Annotated in this window: 20 protein-coding genes; 5 read left to right on the plus strand and 15 right to left on the minus strand. The window is 32.4% G+C overall.

Annotation, left to right across the window (positions count from 1 at the left end):
* The first annotated feature begins 105 nt into the window (after window positions 1–105).
* Window positions 106–942 carry an SGNH/GDSL hydrolase family protein gene (locus tag AB1282_RS00785; protein ID WP_429898248.1) on the plus strand — a complete coding sequence of 279 codons (837 nt, stop codon included), beginning with the start codon at window positions 106–108 and terminating at the stop codon, window positions 940–942.
* Window positions 943–1,006: 64 nt separating this feature from the next.
* Here AB1282_RS00785 and AB1282_RS00790 read toward each other — a convergent pair whose 3' ends face one another.
* The 6 genes from AB1282_RS00790 to AB1282_RS00815 form a co-directional block, all read right to left on the minus strand.
* A complete protein-coding gene (locus AB1282_RS00790; protein WP_429898249.1) occupies window positions 1,007–2,236 on the minus strand; it encodes an ABC transporter permease in 1,230 nt (409 codons plus the stop codon).
* Complete coding sequence (locus tag AB1282_RS00795; RefSeq protein ID WP_056472357.1) at window positions 2,237–3,121, minus strand: ABC transporter ATP-binding protein; 885 nt, start codon at window positions 3,119–3,121, stop codon at window positions 2,237–2,239.
* A 309-nt stretch (window positions 3,122–3,430) separates the two neighbouring features.
* The gene (locus AB1282_RS00800) at window positions 3,431–3,832 is read right to left on the minus strand and encodes a DUF350 domain-containing protein (RefSeq protein WP_082459504.1); all 402 of its coding nucleotides are present in this window, start codon (window positions 3,830–3,832) and stop codon (window positions 3,431–3,433) included.
* A gap of 23 nt (window positions 3,833–3,855) precedes the next feature.
* Complete coding sequence (locus tag AB1282_RS00805) at window positions 3,856–5,100, minus strand: glutathionylspermidine synthase family protein (RefSeq protein WP_429898250.1); 1,245 nt, start codon at window positions 5,098–5,100, stop codon at window positions 3,856–3,858.
* Window positions 5,101–5,102: 2 nt separating this feature from the next.
* Window positions 5,103–5,459, minus strand: coding sequence for a hypothetical protein (locus AB1282_RS00810; protein WP_390309832.1), 357 nt, complete (start codon window positions 5,457–5,459; stop codon window positions 5,103–5,105).
* Window positions 5,460–5,566: 107 nt separating this feature from the next.
* Window positions 5,567–6,103, minus strand: a complete 537-nt coding sequence (locus AB1282_RS00815; protein WP_429898251.1) for a hypothetical protein — start codon at window positions 6,101–6,103, stop codon at window positions 5,567–5,569.
* A 95-nt stretch (window positions 6,104–6,198) separates the two neighbouring features.
* Between AB1282_RS00815 and AB1282_RS00820 the strand changes: the two genes are divergently transcribed.
* The gene (locus AB1282_RS00820; protein WP_056472349.1) at window positions 6,199–6,639 is read left to right on the plus strand and encodes a hypothetical protein; all 441 of its coding nucleotides are present in this window, start codon (window positions 6,199–6,201) and stop codon (window positions 6,637–6,639) included.
* Window positions 6,640–6,675: 36 nt separating this feature from the next.
* Here AB1282_RS00820 and AB1282_RS00825 read toward each other — a convergent pair whose 3' ends face one another.
* From AB1282_RS00825 to zapA, 6 genes are all read right to left on the minus strand, one after another.
* Window positions 6,676–7,131, minus strand: coding sequence for a GNAT family N-acetyltransferase (locus tag AB1282_RS00825; RefSeq protein WP_429898252.1), 456 nt, complete (start codon window positions 7,129–7,131; stop codon window positions 6,676–6,678).
* A gap of 9 nt (window positions 7,132–7,140) precedes the next feature.
* Window positions 7,141–8,010 (minus strand): alpha/beta hydrolase, encoded by an 870-nt coding sequence (locus AB1282_RS00830; RefSeq protein ID WP_056472344.1) that lies wholly within the window; start codon window positions 8,008–8,010, stop codon window positions 7,141–7,143.
* A 228-nt stretch (window positions 8,011–8,238) separates the two neighbouring features.
* Window positions 8,239–10,593 (minus strand): endonuclease MutS2, encoded by a 2,355-nt coding sequence (locus AB1282_RS00835; RefSeq protein ID WP_429898253.1) that lies wholly within the window; start codon window positions 10,591–10,593, stop codon window positions 8,239–8,241.
* Between the two features lie 15 nt (window positions 10,594–10,608).
* A complete protein-coding gene (gene polX / locus AB1282_RS00840; protein ID WP_429898254.1) occupies window positions 10,609–12,333 on the minus strand; it encodes a DNA polymerase/3'-5' exonuclease PolX in 1,725 nt (574 codons plus the stop codon).
* 49 nt (window positions 12,334–12,382) lie between these two features.
* The gene (locus tag AB1282_RS00845) at window positions 12,383–12,910 is read right to left on the minus strand and encodes a CvpA family protein (protein ID WP_056472335.1); all 528 of its coding nucleotides are present in this window, start codon (window positions 12,908–12,910) and stop codon (window positions 12,383–12,385) included.
* Window positions 12,903–13,193, minus strand: coding sequence for a cell division protein ZapA (gene zapA / locus AB1282_RS00850; RefSeq protein WP_056472333.1), 291 nt, complete (start codon window positions 13,191–13,193; stop codon window positions 12,903–12,905). Before zapA ends, AB1282_RS00845 begins: the two co-directional genes overlap by 8 nt.
* A gap of 97 nt (window positions 13,194–13,290) precedes the next feature.
* Here zapA and rnhC point away from each other — a divergent pair, with 97 nt between their 5' ends.
* Window positions 13,291–14,223 carry a ribonuclease HIII gene (gene rnhC, locus AB1282_RS00855; RefSeq protein WP_429898255.1) on the plus strand — a complete coding sequence of 311 codons (933 nt, stop codon included), beginning with the start codon at window positions 13,291–13,293 and terminating at the stop codon, window positions 14,221–14,223.
* A gap of 34 nt (window positions 14,224–14,257) precedes the next feature.
* On the opposite strand, the gene AB1282_RS00860 is transcribed toward rnhC, so the two are convergent.
* Window positions 14,258–14,530 (minus strand): hypothetical protein, encoded by a 273-nt coding sequence (locus tag AB1282_RS00860; protein ID WP_056472328.1) that lies wholly within the window; start codon window positions 14,528–14,530, stop codon window positions 14,258–14,260.
* 119 nt (window positions 14,531–14,649) lie between these two features.
* Here AB1282_RS00860 and AB1282_RS00865 point away from each other — a divergent pair, with 119 nt between their 5' ends.
* Together AB1282_RS00865 and AB1282_RS00870 are read left to right on the plus strand one after the other, a co-directional pair.
* On the plus strand, window positions 14,650–15,090 hold the full coding sequence (locus AB1282_RS00865) for a DinB family protein (RefSeq protein ID WP_056472327.1): 441 nt from the start codon (window positions 14,650–14,652) through the stop codon (window positions 15,088–15,090).
* Between the two features lie 15 nt (window positions 15,091–15,105).
* Window positions 15,106–15,564 carry a PH domain-containing protein gene (locus tag AB1282_RS00870; RefSeq protein ID WP_429898256.1) on the plus strand — a complete coding sequence of 153 codons (459 nt, stop codon included), beginning with the start codon at window positions 15,106–15,108 and terminating at the stop codon, window positions 15,562–15,564.
* Between the two features lie 403 nt (window positions 15,565–15,967).
* Here AB1282_RS00870 and AB1282_RS00875 read toward each other — a convergent pair whose 3' ends face one another.
* Together AB1282_RS00875 and AB1282_RS00880 are read right to left on the minus strand one after the other, a co-directional pair.
* A complete protein-coding gene (locus AB1282_RS00875) occupies window positions 15,968–16,582 on the minus strand; it encodes a PH domain-containing protein (protein WP_056472324.1) in 615 nt (204 codons plus the stop codon).
* 94 nt (window positions 16,583–16,676) lie between these two features.
* Window positions 16,677–17,303 carry a hypothetical protein gene (locus AB1282_RS00880; protein WP_056472322.1) on the minus strand — a complete coding sequence of 209 codons (627 nt, stop codon included), beginning with the start codon at window positions 17,301–17,303 and terminating at the stop codon, window positions 16,677–16,679.
* Window positions 17,304–17,427: the final 124 nt, after the last annotated feature.

A 17,427-nucleotide genomic window follows, 5' to 3' on the forward strand; every position in this document is an offset into this window, starting at 1 on the left:
TATAAAATGTTACATACTACAAAATCCTGTACTGTCATTGGAATATCATTTTTAGAAAAACGCTTTACATGTTTATGAAGTAAATATGTAAAAGGGGTGATTTCTATGGTTAGATTAACATCGTATGTAAAACGTATTTTTAATTCATTTTTAATAAATAAAACTATGGAAAAAGGAAAAAAAATAACCGGTTACAAATCAAAAAAATGGATTAGTTACGGAGATAGTATCACTTCGTCTAACGGATGGCAGCCGGCTGTAGCAGAAAGGTTAGGCTTGACTCATGTAAATAGAGGGATTGGCGGAACAACTATAACTGAAAATGGGTCGATTGCCTGGATTGATAAAAATGGAAATTACAAAGGTCAACCACCTCAACCACAGCCAAATGGAACGACTGAAATTTTATCAAGTATGTGTAACAGTCAAAGGATCAATGCTACGATTCCACTTGATACTCAGCTTTTAACAATAATGGGTGGAACAAATGACTTTGGTAGAGGTCTTCCTTTAGGAAAAGGGTTCCCAACAAATGAACGACCCAATTTAGACGAATCTACTTTTATCGGTGCTTTATGTTCAATGATTGAAAAAATACAAACAAGGTTACCAAATTGCAGGATTATTCTTATGACGCCTGTACCTAGATATCACAACGGAAAATATGAAGATAAAAATAAAGTCGGTTATTTAACATCTGATTATGCTAGTGCTGTAAAAGATGTAGCTGCATTTTACTCATTGCCATGCATCGACCTATACTCTAATGTTGGGTGGAATAGAATGAACGGTGAATATTATTTAATTGATAGTATGCATCCAAATAAAACAAGAGGATATAAACGAGTTTCGGAGATTGTAATTGGAGAGTTAGAGGTTCTACAGCAGGATGTTAAATGTAGAATTGAACAAGAGGACAATGATCATAAAACTGAAACTTAGACAATAAAAACAGCTAAAAAATAGATCTCAAAAGTCAGCAATTTGACCTATGAGATCTATTTTTTTATTGTCTTTTTAATAATCTAGCTACATCTTTCCACTTTACCTTATCACTGTAATACATTACCCCATTAACATAAATACGGCTAGCAACACGAGTTAAAATCCAAATTGAAACGATTAAAATTAATATACTAGTGCTAATTTCTATAAAATTCATTTCTCCACTTACAAATCTAGAAAATGCTACAAGCGGAGCAAAGAATGGAATATATGAGCTAATTTGGACAAATGTACCACCTGGATTTACTAATGCATTAATACTAATAAAGAATGCCGCTACGACTAAAAAAGTAATTGGCATCAGAACCATTTGAAGCTCTTCTGTTCTTGAAACGACTGATCCAATTGCAGCGTAAAGTAATCCATAAAGCAAATAACCTAGTAAGAAATAAACTACAAATGCAATGATTGTTGTCGTATCTAATGCCTCTAAATCTATTTTCATTCCAAAAAAAGATATCGCACTTGTATTAACCCAGCCTAATAAATTGGCAAAAAGAAATCCTAATCCTAATACAACTAATTGTGCACAAGCTACAAAAAATACCGCAATGACTCTTCCATAAAGAGTCACGATCGGACTAACTTTTGGTAGTAATACTTCCATAACCCTAGAAGACTTTTCAGCAACTATTCCTGTTGCAATTGAGTTTCCATAAATTAATAGAAACATATACAGTAAGAAACCAAAAAAGTAAGCAATTCCGAATGTAGCCATAGGATTTTTTAGAACAATTTCATTTACTTCTACTTTTTGCAATAACTTTGTTGCAGATTCAGGCGATAGATTTAAATCTTGGGCAGTTTTATTTAAGTAATTTTGCTGCAATGTCATATTTACGACCGAAAGCATTTCACTATTTGAAAACTTTTTATACGTATATTGAATTGACGGGACATTGTTCTTTTCGGAAAGAATAATCAGTCCATCTTTTGATCCATCTTCAACTTGTTTTTTTAAATCTTTTTCTTTCGATGCATCGCTTTGCTCGATCTTTGCGGATTTAATCGTTTTATTTAAACTAGCAATATCTACCGAATAGTTTTTCGAATTATTTATCAAAACAATTTTATCTTTATCCTTATTGCTCTTTTCTGTACCAGCAAAATATTTTTGTACGCCAAATATTCCAACGACTAATACAAATAAAATAACACTCATAATCAACGTTGCTCTTGCCAAAAGACCTTCACGTAAATGAAATAAAAAGACAGTACTAAACTTCTTCATTTATTTCGCCCTCTCTATAAAGATATCATTTAGTGTAGGCTCTAATAATTGAAACTTCCTAATAGAACCCAAGTCTGACTTAATATGATTTAATATCGTAAAAGCTTCCTCATCACTTTTTACCTTTACGTAAATTCCTAATTGCTTTTGTTCATAACTTACATTATTGGAATCTAGTATTTGTTTAATTGATTCTATATCTTCTAAAATTAAATTTCTATACCCATAGTCTTCTTTTAATCCACTTAAACTACCTTCCGCTACTACATTACCGTTCTTAAGTATACAAACATGCTCGCAAAAAGCCTCCACTTGATCCATACGGTGGCTTGATAAAATTACCGTTTTCCCTTTCTGGATTTGTTCGGTAATAATTGAAGCCATTAACTCTGCATTAACTGGATCTAGTCCACTAAATGGCTCATCTAAAATAATCAACTCAGGGTTATGTAATAAAGTTACAATTAGTTGAATTTTTTGTTGGTTACCTTTTGAAAGCTCCCCTGCCTTTTTATTTCGATAATGTGGTATTTCAAGACGGTCTAACCAATATGTTATTGCTACATCAACCTCTTTATTAGACATACCTTCTAACTTTCCAAAATATTTAAGTTGATCAACAACCTTGCTTTTGGTAAATAATCCTCTTTCTTCTGGCAAATAGCCTACCTTAACTTGATCGGGTTTAAATGGGCTCCCTTTCCAAGTTATTTCGCCTTTTGTAGGTGTAAGAAGACCTAATAACATTTTAATGGTGGTCGTTTTTCCTGCTCCATTTCTACCTAGTAAACCTAGTACTCTTCCTGTAGGCAAGGTTAATGACAATTCGTTAACTGCAATAGTATCTCCAAAATTTTTAGAAAGCTGTTTTATTTCTAAAGTCAACGCTCTTCCCCCTTTTTGAAGTTTAAGTAAAAGTATACTTAAATGTAATTCCTATACATTAAGCATACATTTAAAAGAATTTTAATAAAAGGTAAAAATAGTAAATAGTTATACTTAAGACAGAAAGGAAAAAATGAGAATGCCACTCTAGCATTCTCATTTCAGTGTGTTAACAAAGTTCTAAAAACCGGATTTTCAGACTGATTGCAAGCGCTTGTCTTTCGAGGAGCGGAGTTACCCTAGAAGGTAATGAGCACCGCGCAGGCAGGAGAAGCAACGAAGAAAGCGAGCGACTGGCGGGCAGTCTGATTAATATGAAATACTACCTGAAATTAATAACCCAACTGTTACACTTAAAGTAAACAATAAAGTAGCTACGGCAATATTTCCTTCTTCAACCTTCTTAGCAAACGATATTTTTGGAAATAATACAAATTCTGCAATCCAATAAGTAACCATTTGAGCTATAATACCAACTAAGCTCCAAATAATGAAGTCACCATAGTTAACCGAATACTTTGCTGCTGACATAATAACAATTGCTAACCCTACTAATTTTCCTGCTAATTTCAGTGCTACGGCAATATTACCATCCTCTAAAATTAATTTTTGTTCACTCATCTTAGTGGTAAAAGTAAAAGCTAAAAATCCAATAAATAAAAGAATAAGTCCCGATCCTAAATACATCAAAGTACTAACAATACTATCCATTTATCTTCTCATCCCCTCACTAATTAATTTTTCTCTTCAACGATCCCTACTGGTAAAAAACAACTTTCGTTTCCTGTAATAATATTCCCGGCACGTACACCAATTGCGCCGTAATCTTCTCGAATCAAAAAACTACCTATTAATACATGTAAATCTAACATTCCATCAGGAGTCATAACCTTGCTCATAGGTAAAGGTGAATATTGTTGAAATACCATAACTTGATCATGATAGTTATTTTGTTTGCTTTGTTGACGGTTTTCCCCGTTAATAATCTTAATTGAATCTCCTTCACGACCAAAAGCAGGTTTCTCAACATACGGAAGGTTGTGCTCAATAAAGAATTCTGGCTCTAAAAATGTTGGTAGAAAATGTTTTCTAATGACATCATGTTCTTCGTCAGTATAAACATCTGATTGCTCTATATGTAAATTCCAAATTAATGCTTGAACTGCTTTAGACTGTAGTAAGAATGAAGATAATGGATTGAAAATAATCAATTTACCGTTCTTTACAAGTTCTAATAGTGCCAGACCAATTTTTGTTCCATCTGAAGATTGATCATGCTCTAGGTGTTCAATTGGATAGGTTTGTCGGTAAAGAATGTGTATTCTTTCCCCTTTAAGTGTATAAAGTCCATCGTTTTCAATAATCTGTAAATCTTCTAGTGATATTAATTGGCTCTTACCATCGTATAGGGATTGGATATATTTAACTGTCTTCCAATCTTCTTCATGATCACCATGAGCTGTAAAAACAATAATTGGTTCATCTAGCCCTTTTATACTTTTATTGACAATATGATTTATGACGTTAGAAAGTTTCATTTCACTATCAGCATTTGGATTTTTCAAGTTAAAATAATCTGTAATATAGCCATTGATATGATGGGTCTCCATAATAAAAGTTGGAGTGTCACTATTGCATTCATAATGTTTCCAACCATCTACTGTACGAACGAGATCAATTCTTCTGATGATTCCTTCACTTTCAATCGTTTTATGACGTAAAAATGGTACGATTTCTTTTGAATAACCGAGCATATAAAAAATATCATCTGGTAACTGTCTCATTAACCGAGCTGTCTTATCATAGATTTTCCCAATTTGTTCCGTTATTGAATGAATTTCATCAACTTCACTTTCAGTCAATGGATAATAATCTAATAAAGCATAATATGAATCTTGTAAATCCGCCCAAAAATCTGGAAGTTTTTGATATACTTCTTTACGTTTTCGTCTATGATTCTGTAAATTCACATTATCCATTATTAACCACCAAATCCTCCAGATGAACCTTTTCCAAAACCACTTTTACTTGAAGACGAGGTATGCCCTGCATATTTACTAGAAGATTTATAGCTCTTATAAGAACTACTCCCATGAAGTGCCCTTATTGTTGGATAAAATATTCCGCCATGATAATAACTATGGTAGTAATGACTAGTACTGTCATCACAAACCCAAACACCTTCGTCATCATCAAACTCCCAATCACGACAATCGTCATTTTTCGGTTTTTCTGGTCTGTCAGCATTTTGAGAACCACAGCCAGCTAATGCACTTACTGCTAATCCACTCGTTAATGCGATACTAACTTTTTTCATTAATATTGATGTTTTTGACATTGGGATCTCCTTTCGAGTATTGAATTATTCTATTCTAAACTAATCCTTCTCTTAAAGTATATAGAAATTAGCTTTAGCTATCCCTCTTACTCTTGTTATCTTTTAAATTAACCTCCAAATCCCCCAGAAACGCCACTACCAAAACCACTTTTTTTAACCGAGGAGTTTGTTCCGTTAATAATGCCCGAGGATTTATATTGATTAAAATCATTGTTGCTATATAACATATTTTTTGTTGCAAAGAATGAGCCTAAAAAGAAGAAATTTCGGTAATATGAGCTTGAACTATCATCACAAATCCAAATATTATCTTCATAGTCAAATTCCCAATCACTACAATTTTCGTCATCAGGCATTTCGGTATCTGTATAAGCAAACTCTGTTTCGTCACTATCAGTTTGTTCGTAAATAGGATCAGTGTAATCAGTCTCATCTGAACGATCTTCAGTCGTCGTCCCCTCATCAACCTCATTTACTTGCTTTGTATTTTCATTGACCGGTTGACTTGATTCATAATAATCTTGAGAATTATCAGTTGTCTCAATAAACTCTGGTTCAGATCCACACCCGGTTAATGAACTTATTACAATACCACTTGTTAAGGCAATACTCACTTTTTTCATTAATTTTGATGTTTTTGACATTGTATTCTCCTAATTCAATATATAAATACATACATTTCTATCCTAAACTGTGTTATATACTAATGTATATACAATTATTAAAAGGAGTTTGAACAATGTTTAATACAGACAACATCTTTGTTCTTGAATATCGATTACTTGATGGAGAATCTACACGACCTATTTACCATTTTCCATTTTTATCAAAGGTCCAAATCTTTACAAGAAGATATTGCGATTACTTTATTTTAAATGGTTTCGTTTACGAGAATAGAGGCTCTTATATCGAAGAAGATCGATATGTAATTGAGGTTATTGAATCAGATATGGAAAATACTCCTTTTTACCATTTAAACAGACCGTTAGGCATTGAAATTAGAGATGTCGATTCTTTTGATGAAATTCATTTCTATGAGAGCGGAGATGAATTGGATTTACTTTCATGGCTCCAATCAACTTATCTAACTATAAATCATCAAATTTATGAGCAAACTTCAAATGAAGTTGATCAAGACCGTAATACTTATGTAATGTATGTCAAACCGTATAATGAATAAACAAAAAGCTACCTAAATCTTCATAGGTAGCTTTTTTTATAAATATTGTTCCAGCTTGATTAAATCCTTACACTGTATGCCATTTTCCCAAATTTCTTCATCATATTGATCAATAAAGAAATTGTGATAAACAGTACTGATTTGAAATCCGCAATTTTTATATAATGCTAGTTGATATGTACTTGAGTTACCTGTGCAGATCGAAATTTTAGAGTAACCAAGTTTTTTAGATTCATTAATTCCATAGTGGATTAAATTTTTTCCAATTCCTTGTCCTTGGAAGGCCGGATCAATTGCAATATTTTTAATTTCAATCTCTTCACTTGAATTCTCCATTAATACTAATACACCGACGAGTAACTTTTGGTCTAATACTTCATAAATATTACTCTTTTGAATATATTTATCTACCATTTCTTTTGATGGATCAGCTAATAACAATAGATTCCAATGCTCTTTTGTTAGAAATTGAATTTTATTAATATGATTCATTGATACTCCTTACTTTTTTAATCTTGCCTTTAAATAGTTTATCGTATCATTGGTAGATTTTTGTACCGAAAGATTTGTAAATCCATGGTTTCCATTTTTAAGTGCAATCAACGTAACCATTTTTGGATTTTTTTTAGCAAAACGCTTAGATTGACTGAACGGAACAAGCTTATCTCCAGTTCCATGTACGATAAAGATTGGGACTTTTGTCGTTTCTACATATTGAATTGGACTCATTCGATTATACTCATCTGTCATTTGATCTACAGTACTATTCATATATTTATCTACAATTTCTGAACTCCTTGAAGAAGGGGATTGATTCATGGTCGTTAAGTCTGATATTGGATACCAAGCAATTATATATTTTATTTTGTTTTGTATATCTGGCTGCAGACCAGTTAATAAAGCTAAGTGTCCACCGGCAGAAGCACCAGCTATCCCGATTTGATTTCGATCAATTCCTAACTCAGTAGAATTTCTGTAAATAAAGTCGATTGCCGTTTTCACGTCACGAACTGGAAAGTTATATGAATAATTTTCTTTTGAATAAAGTGTATAGTCTATACTAATTGCTGTATATCCATCTTTTACAATTTCGTTAAAGACCGTACTCCAACGCTTATTTAACGCTTTACTTCCATATCTCCAAGAACCACCATGAACAAATATCAACGTTGGTGATGGACCATGTGAATTTTTAGATCGGTATACATCAAAGGTTTGTGGAACCTGGGCAGGATTTGTGTAACGTACATCTCTTTGCACAATAATATCTTTACTTACATCATTTATCTTCTTATGGTGTTTATGTTGAAAACCATTAAAACCAACAAAGACAATAACAAAGATGACTAATGCTAAAATGATTTTCTTCAAGCCAATTCACCTTTCTAACAAAAAAGAGACTAACTCAGGTTATGTCTTCTAAGTTCATTATTATGTAAGATTTTAACGTCTACATAATTTAATAGAAATACATTAATGATGCTAGCCTCAATTACTTTATTTAATAACTGTTACATACAAAATTCCCCAAATTAAAAATACTGCACAAACCGCAAATAAGATTTTTGCCAACTTTTCCATCTTAGAACCCCTATTACCTTATTTTAAATCGACAACAGTAACACCTATTCCGCCCTCGGAGGCTGCTCCATATCGATAGGATTTAACTGATCTGTGTTTTTTTAAGTATTCCTGTACCCCTTGTCTCAGTGCGCCAGTTCCTTTTCCATGAATGATATTAATTCGAGGATAACCGGCTAATAATGCATCATCGATATATTTTTCAACCCGTATTAGCGCATCTTCATATCTTTCACCTCTAAGATCCAGCTCAAGATTAACATGAAAATCCTTACCTTTTACAGCTGTAACAGTACGTTCTTTTACTTCTTTAGGTGAACTTACATATTCGATATCTTTTTCTTTAACCTTCATCTTTATAATACCGAGCTGAACTTGCCATTCACCTTCACTAATTTTATCAAGTAGTGTTCCTTTTTGGTTAAAGCTAATTACTTTTACTTCGTCACCTTCACGAAGTTTTCTTTGTTTCTTTGGTGCAGCTTGAGGAATTGTTTTCTTAGGAGCATAAGGAATTGCCCCTTCCAAACGTGTTCTTGCCTCTATTAATTCATGATCTTTAATTGAAGCTAATTGGCCAGCTTTTAGCTCTCTCAACTCTTTAATAATTTCCTCAGCCTCTTGTTGCGCTACCTTGACACGCTTTTTCGCTTCTTCTTGTGCTCCACGATATAATTCATCACGGTGCTCATAAAATTCCATCATTTGCTTTTGTAAGTCTTTGAAAACACGCTCTGATTCCTTACGGAAATCTTCTGCTTCTTTCCATTCTGTTTCTGCACCTTTTCTACTCGTTTCTAAAGATGCAATCATATTTTCAACTTCATTACTTTCTTCACTTACATGATTTCTTGCTTTTTCAATTACACGATTTGAAAGTCCTAGTCTTCTAGAAATCTCAAATGCATTACTTCTACCTGGAACACCAATTAATAGTCGATAAGTCGGACTTAATGTTTCTACATCAAATTCAACACTAGCATTCATAACGTGCTCTCGATTGTAACTATATGCTTTTAATTCAGGATAATGCGTTGTCGCTACTACTCTTGCACCGTATTCACTTACTTCATCTAAGATTGAGATTGCTAAAGCTGCACCTTCCTGAGGGTCAGTTCCAGCTCCTAATTCATCAAATAATACAAGACTACTATGATTAACATGTTTTAAAATATCTACAATGTTCACCATATGAGAAGAGAATGTACTTAAGCTCTGTTCGATTGATTGCTCATCACCAATATCAGCGAATATTTGCTCAAACACACAGATTTCTGAACCGTCTAGTGCAGGAATTTGTAGACCAGATTGTGCCATTAAAACACAAATACCAATCGTTTTTAAAGTAACCGTCTTACCACCTGTATTTGGACCAGTAATGACAATCGTAGTAAAGTCCTTACCTAATTCAATATCATTAGCTACTACTACATCCCTTGGAATTAGTGGATGACGTGCTTTTTTTAATTTAAAATATCGATCGTTATTTAAAATTGGTTTACTTGCCTTAATTGAGTGCGAATAGTTAGCTTTTGCAAATAAGAAATCCATTTCAGCTAAAATTTCAACATTTTGCAATAAATCCGCTGAAGCCTCAGCTACTTGGCCTGTTAATGCCATTAAAATTTTCTCAATTTCTTGTTCTTCTTTAACTTTTGCTTCTTGTAAACTATTGTTTAATGTAACAACAGCTTGTGGCTCAATAAATAATGTTTGACCAGAAGAAGATTGATCATGAACAATACCACCATAAACATGTCGATATTCTTGTTTTACTGGAATAACGAAACGATCATTACGAATCGTTACGATTGAATCTGATAACATTTTTTGTGCATTTGTACCTCTAGTTAGACTCTCTAATTTTTCACGAATTCGAGCTTCAGCTGTTCGAACTTGTCCGCGAATCGTTCGAAGTGTCACACTAGCGTCATCTAAAACTTCTCCATTATCACCAATAGCAGCCTTTATATTTTTATCTAATTCTAATAAAGGAATGATTTGCTCACTTAATGATTCTAAGTATGGAATTTCTACTTCACTCTCAATTAAACCTTCAATAAATCGAATCATTTGACGTCCAGCATATGTAACACCCGAAATCGCAATTAGTTCAGAAGGAGATAGCATCCCACCAATATCTGCCCTTTTTACTTGCATTCTTATATCTGATAAACCACCAAGAGGTACATTTCCTCGTAGTCGAATAATTTTCACAGCTTCGTCAGTTGATTCATGTAGTTCAACAACTTCATCATAACTAGTACTTGGTAAAAGGTTTTTTATACGTTCCTTACCTAGTGAAGATGAAGCGTGTTTAAGTAATTGTTCTTTTATTTTATCGTACTCTAAAACTCTTAATGTACGTTGCATACCCCGTAATCCTCCTTACACTCGATTACGTTTCCTTTCAATCAAGCTTAAAAGTTCGTGTAATTCAAATGTATTTACTATATTTTCTCTTTTTAACCAAGCCTTCTTGGCAGCACTAACTCCAACAGTCATATGCTCTAGCATATCAATGTTATGTGCATCAGTATTAATTGATAGCATCACACCAGCTTCCGCAGCCATCATTAACATTTCTTTATTTAAATCTAATCGATTTGGATTTGCATTTAATTCTAAAATTGTACCTGTTTCTTTTGCTACAGAAATTAATTCTTCAGCATTTACTTTGTACCCAGCTCTTCTACCTATTTTGCGACCTGTTGGATGCCCAATCATGCTAACATAAGGATTTCTCATTGCATTTTTTAAACGCATCATAATTGTCTCTTCATCTTGACTAAAACTAGAATGAATTGATGCAATAACAAAATCAAGTGAACGTAAAACATCATCTTCATAATCTAACGAACCATCAGGTAAAATATCCATTTCTACCCCATGTAGAATTGTAAAATCAGTGTATTTTTCATTGACACGCTGAATTTCTTCTTTTTGTTTCCATAATCGCTCAGGAGTTAAACCGTTCGCAACCTTTAAATATTGTGAATGGTCTGTGATGACAATATATTTATATCCCTTAGCACGGCATGCATCTGCCATTTCTTCAATTGAATAGCCACCATCACTCCAAGTAGAGTGCATATGCAAATCAGATTTCATATCTTCTAAACGAATTAATGGAAAATCGTTTGTAAAAGTTGAAACTTCCTTTCCATCCTCTCGAATTTCAGGCGGAAAACAAGGTAAATTAAAGTGAGCATAAAAATCTTCTTCATTTTCAAATGTTAAAACCTCACCAGTATTAACATTCTCAACACCGTACTCACTAATTTTTTCATCACGATCTTTAGCCAATTGACGCATAGCTACATTATGATCCTTGGAACCAGTAAAATGATGCAGCGTTGTAGCAAACTCTTTTGGTTGAATAATTCGGAAGTCAACTGAAATCTCATACTCAACACCTTTTAAAACAAGAGAAACTTTTGTATCCCCTTGTGCAATTATTCGAACGATTTCCGGCATCGATAGTAATTGTTCTTTAATACTTTCAGGTTTATTTGATGCAACGATGAAGTCTAAATCTTTAACAGTTTCACGTACTCTTCGTAAGCTTCCTGCTCTTGAATACTTTTCAACATCCTTCATCTCTGCTAAATATGCTTCAATTTTATCAGCAATTGGTAATACATCTGCAAGTGGCAAGCGTTCAGGCTGCTTACCAAATTCCTCGATTGATTCTAAAATATTTTTCTCTGTCTTTTTACCGAATCCAGCTAATCCTTGTAACTTACCATTTAAGCATGCTTCTTTTAACTGCTCCATGCTCTCAATTTGTAATGATTGATAAAGCTTAGCTACTTTTTTCCCACCTAATCCTGGTAATCTGAGTAAAGGAAGTAAAGTTTTAGGCAATGATTCTTGTAGTTCTTCCAATACCGTACTTTTACCAGTTTCAATATATTCTAAAATTACTGCAGAAGTCCCTTTTCCGATTCCTTTTATAGCAGTAAAGTCGTCGATTTGTTCAAGACTTCTTTCATCAGTTTCTAATGCATTTGCCGCTTTACGAAATGCTGATATTTTAAAAGCATTCTCACCTTTTAGTTCTAAATAAGTAGCAATTTGTTCTAACAATTTAATTAACTCTTTTTTGTGCATTTTAAGTCACCTACTTAACAATAGAAAATTTTTTTCACTTAAACTCAGGTTAAAGTATTTCAGAACTAGAAAATCCGTTCCATAATTCCATTAATTGATTTGATATAAATGGTGTATGTTGAACCATAAAATACGCGATATTTGATTTATGTAATAAAACATGAAGCGTATCAATTGGTATAATTAAAGCTATAAAAAGCGCCAAAACCGCAAATAAATAAACTTCTATAAAACCAAAAATACCACCTAAGAAGGAGTTCATCTGCTTTAAAACAGGTAATTGGAAAACTCCATTTAATAACGAACCAATAAATGAAATAACTAGCCTTGTCCCAATAAATAGCAAAGCAAAAGCTATAATTTCATATACGAACTGTTCTGCATTAACGGTTTGTCCTCCGCTTATATGAATTGGAAATATTTTTTTAAGCGAAGTAGCGGTCTGCTCATAATAATGATAAGCTAGGTATATGGAAAGTAAAAAACCTAGTAATCGTACAAGGCTGCTAACAAATCCTCTTTTCCAACCTGTCAAAATTCCTAAAATAAAAATAATAAGTATAATTAAATCAATCATTTTCTTTCTGCTCACTTTTCGTTTGTTTTTCTAATAATTTTTCGAGCATCTCAGCTCTTTCTTTTAATTTCACATAATCACTTACAATATTTATTGCTGTCAATACAGCTAATTTATTAGTATCTAATAATGGATTTTTTTTATTTATTTCTTTCATTTTATCATCTACAATTGAGGCAACATGGCGAATATGATCTGTTGACTCGTCACCAGTAATTGCATAATGTTGCCCATAAATAGTTACATTTAGTTTTTGTTTCGATGAAGAATTGGACAACTTCATACCTCCATTCAGCTATAAACATTCTAACCTTAACTATAACATGAAATTCAATACAAACAAAAGTATAGGAAAATATCCATTTATAAAGGAGAAATTTATGTCAAACACTGTATTAACAGTTTCTGAAGATACTCTCATAAAGATGAAAGCACACTACCAAAGCAGCCTTCAATCAAAAGTACCACAAGGTGGAGTATTTATGGCTAAACCTAGTGGCTGTACAATCACTGCATATAAATCAGGTAAAGTTATGTTTCAAGGCTCAAATTGTGATGCTGAAGTAAGTAAATGGCAAGGCAAATCAGCTAGCCAAACTCCTAAAAAAGTAAACCCTACAAATACGAATTCAACTTTACCAAAAAACTTTTCCAGTCTTGCAGTTATAGGTAGTGATGAAGTTGGTACAGGTGACTACTTTGGGCCGATGACAGTAGTAGCTTCCTTTGTAGAACCAAGTCAATTTGAATTACTAAAAGAATTAGGCGTAAAAGATTCCAAAGAACTAACTGACGATGCCATATGCAGCATAGCAAAAAAAATTGTTCATGTCGTAACTTACAGCCTCTTAGTACTGCACAATGAGAAATATAATGCTATGCAAGAAAAAGGATATAACATGAATAAACTAAAGGCGCTATTACATAATCAAGCAATTCGAAATACTATTTCAAAATTAGAAGATAAAAAATATGATGCAATCTTAATTGATCAATTTACTCCTCCAAATTTATACTACGGATATTTAAAAGGAACAAAAGAAGTTATTCGTGATAAAGTTCAATTCGCTACAAAAGCAGAAGGTTTGCATCTCTCAGTTGCAGTTTCTTCTATTTTAGCCCGATATGCTTTCCTACAACAAATGGATCAATTAAGTGAAAAAGCTGGCATGACCTTACCAAAAGGTGCCGGGGCAAAAGTTGATCAAGCCGCTGCAAAGCTAATTAAATCAAAAGGTTTTGAAGCTTTACGAAGTTTAACGAAGTTACACTTTGCTAATACCGAAAAGGCATTAAAGATTTCAAAGAAATAAAATAAAAAAGCTTTATTCTAAATGAAAAATTCATTTAGAATAAAGCATCTACTATAAATACAATGAAACCTAATAAGCTAGCAACTTGTTTTTGTTTTTTATATCGAAGCATCGGTTTAGATAATAAAAATAAACAAATCAAAAATCCAAAAGGGATCGGTAACCAAAATAACCGAAATGGTAAAGAAGCTAGTACATAATAACCGATCATTTGAAACCCAAGATTACTAACATCCCGCTTAATGGCATCTTTATAAACAGCTAAGACTCCAACCAACAATCCGACATAAAGTAAAAAGATTAACATGAAGCCACCTCCAAGATTGTCCTACTAATAACCTATTCACCTATGGCTTGTCTAAAGACTCATAAAGAAAAATGTTTAAACATATTCATAACATGTAGAAACGAAGGAGGAATATTTAGATGAATAATTTAATAAACGAATTTAGTAGTCTAATCCAATCCGTTCCAAAAATCATTAGAGCTTTATCGAATACAGATTATAAACCAAGTCCAACAAAATGGTCTAAAAAAGAAATCCTTGGACATCTATGCGATTCTGCGACTATGAATCATAAAAGATTTATAGATCGATTGTCCTCTAATGATGAACTTGTTTTGGAGCTTTATAAACAAAATTCATGGGTTGAATTAAATGATTATCAAAATAGCTATACAATTGAAGAAATTCTTACTTTATGGACTGCTCTAAATTCTCGTTTCATGAATGTGATCTCAAACATTTCAGAAGACCAATGGAAATTACAATATAATAGTCAAAATGAAGAATCTGTTACACTAAGCTGGTTATTTACTGATTACATTGACCATATGAAGCACCATTTAAATCAAATTTTAGGATAGGATTAAGGTGTCGCCATGAAATTTAAAGTGAAGAAAAATCCTCTTTTAGTCGTCCTAATTCTGAGCTTAATTCCCATCATTATTTCAGTTCCCATCATCAGCTTTATTGAAACTGATACCACGGGAATCATTATAAGTTTAGTAGTCTTTGTCTTTTTATTACCAATATTAATTGTTCTAGTTTGGGCATTATTCAACACATACCATGAATTAACCGAAACTGAATTCAAATCAAAATTTGGATTTATTACAATTAACATTCCATATAGTGAAATCAGAACAATTAATTTCTCGAATAATCCAGTTTCATCACCTGCATGGACCTTCAAACGTTTAAAAATCGAATATAACAAGTACGGATTTGCCTTAATTTCACTTCCTAAAGATGAAGAAATTTTTTTACGAGAAATAAAAAAACGTTGTCCCGATGCTACTATATTAAATCGTCAAAAAGCAGAAGTTTTAATTAATTAGGACTTTTCCCTAAAAAACTCGCAAGGTATTAGGTTCCTTGCGAGTTTTTTGTGTTTATAATTGATTTTTAGTTTGATTTCTCTCCAAATTTTTTTACTACCTCATGAACCCTTTATGAGGTACTACATTTCATCTTTTTGCTTTCTTACTTACTCATGAACCCTTTATAAGGTACTACATTTTATACTTTTGCTTTTTCACTTACTCATGAACCATTTATTTGGTACTATATTCCATCTTTGTGCTTTTCAACTTACTTATGAACACTTTATGAGGTACTATATTTCATACTTTTGCTTTTTCACTTACTCATGAATCCTTATAATCGCATTTCTCTAATCTAAGGCACAAAAAAAGTCTCATAAGTGCTTAGCTTAGACTTACGAGACTTCCCTTTACATAATTAATTATTAATATACTTCTCAAATACTGATCCGAAATCTTTAACTTTGTATTGCTCTCTAGATTTCATTAACCATTCAAAAGCAGCTTCATTAATTTCTTTAAAACTGTTCACTAAATTATTTTCATTTGAAGTTACGCGGCCTAATGTTGTAGAAGCAATTTCAATGCTTTCTTTCGCATAGTCAAGTGCTTTTTCATTTTCATGACTAATTTCAGCGATCATTAGTAATGCTTTGTATAGATCCTTTACTTGTTCAATATGTTTTTTATGAACATCAATCGAAAACTCTCTACCTCCTATGTTGAACTTAATTTCAACATCTAAATCAATTGTACCAGCTGTTTCAAGTAAAACATGTGTGATTTTATGAGTGTGATAATTATAACGATGAAGTGTACGCTTCTTACTTATTGCACTTGTACCGTCTAAATGAATTAAAGCCTTATTCGTAAAGCAATACTCATCTGATTTTGATTTAATTAAAAAATAAATTTTTTCATTATCTTCATGCATTACATAATCGTCAGAATCAACTTTGTCATAATTTTTCGGTTCAATAACACTACCTACATCACTTAAACCAAGCATATCTGCAGCAACTTTACCAAACATATATTATTCCTCCTCATTTGTTGGATCTTTGTATGGGATATCTATACGAAGGAAATGAAAAGCTATTCCCTTTTTCCCATTATCACTCTTTTATCTATTTCACTTCTAGACATAATAAGTATACATATTTATTTTTAAATAGTCTTTCATTATCTTGAATGTCAGGAAAAACTTCCACTGTTTCCATCCTGTCTACTGCATCTATAAATGCCCCAAGAATAATTTCCTTATCCTTTTTGATTTCTTGTTTCTTAAATATGGTTCCAATTGTTGAAACATTCGTCATTTGAGGCTGTTTGTATACCGTTTGAACCGTACTACTGGTTTTAGCGCTTTGTGAAATAGTAGTATTCCATTCATAAGTTCGCTCTGTTTCTAATTGAAGTTTTCGTTGAAATGAAAGATAAAATGGTTTTCCAATATCATTTTTAGTAATATATATGCCTGAATCTGAAATAGTCTGAATTAGTTTTCCATCTTCATACACTTTCACTTTTACTTTAATCTCTTTTAACTGATTAACATTTCCAAAATTCAATTTAAATAGTGCTATTTGATCAGGATTTTCTCCTATTCTCTTAATTACGTTTTTCTCAGAATTAGTCATATTATAAGATTCAACAATACTTCTTCCACTAGTAGTTAAATGGTTACTTGTTACTTCTCGATTACAACTAACTAAAAAAACAAATATGGCTAATAATAAAAATCTTTTTTTCAATAAAAATTTACCTCCTTATTTCTCTTACTCATATAATTCTTCTACCTCTCTATTCCCTGCTTTCCCGCTTTTTCCCTTTTTTGCTATTTTAATTTTACCATTGAACACATACCCAATTGCAGAC

It is taken from the genome of Gottfriedia sp. S16(2024) (assembly GCF_050473765.1).
Lineage (GTDB): Bacteria > Bacillota > Bacilli > Bacillales > Bacillaceae_G > Gottfriedia.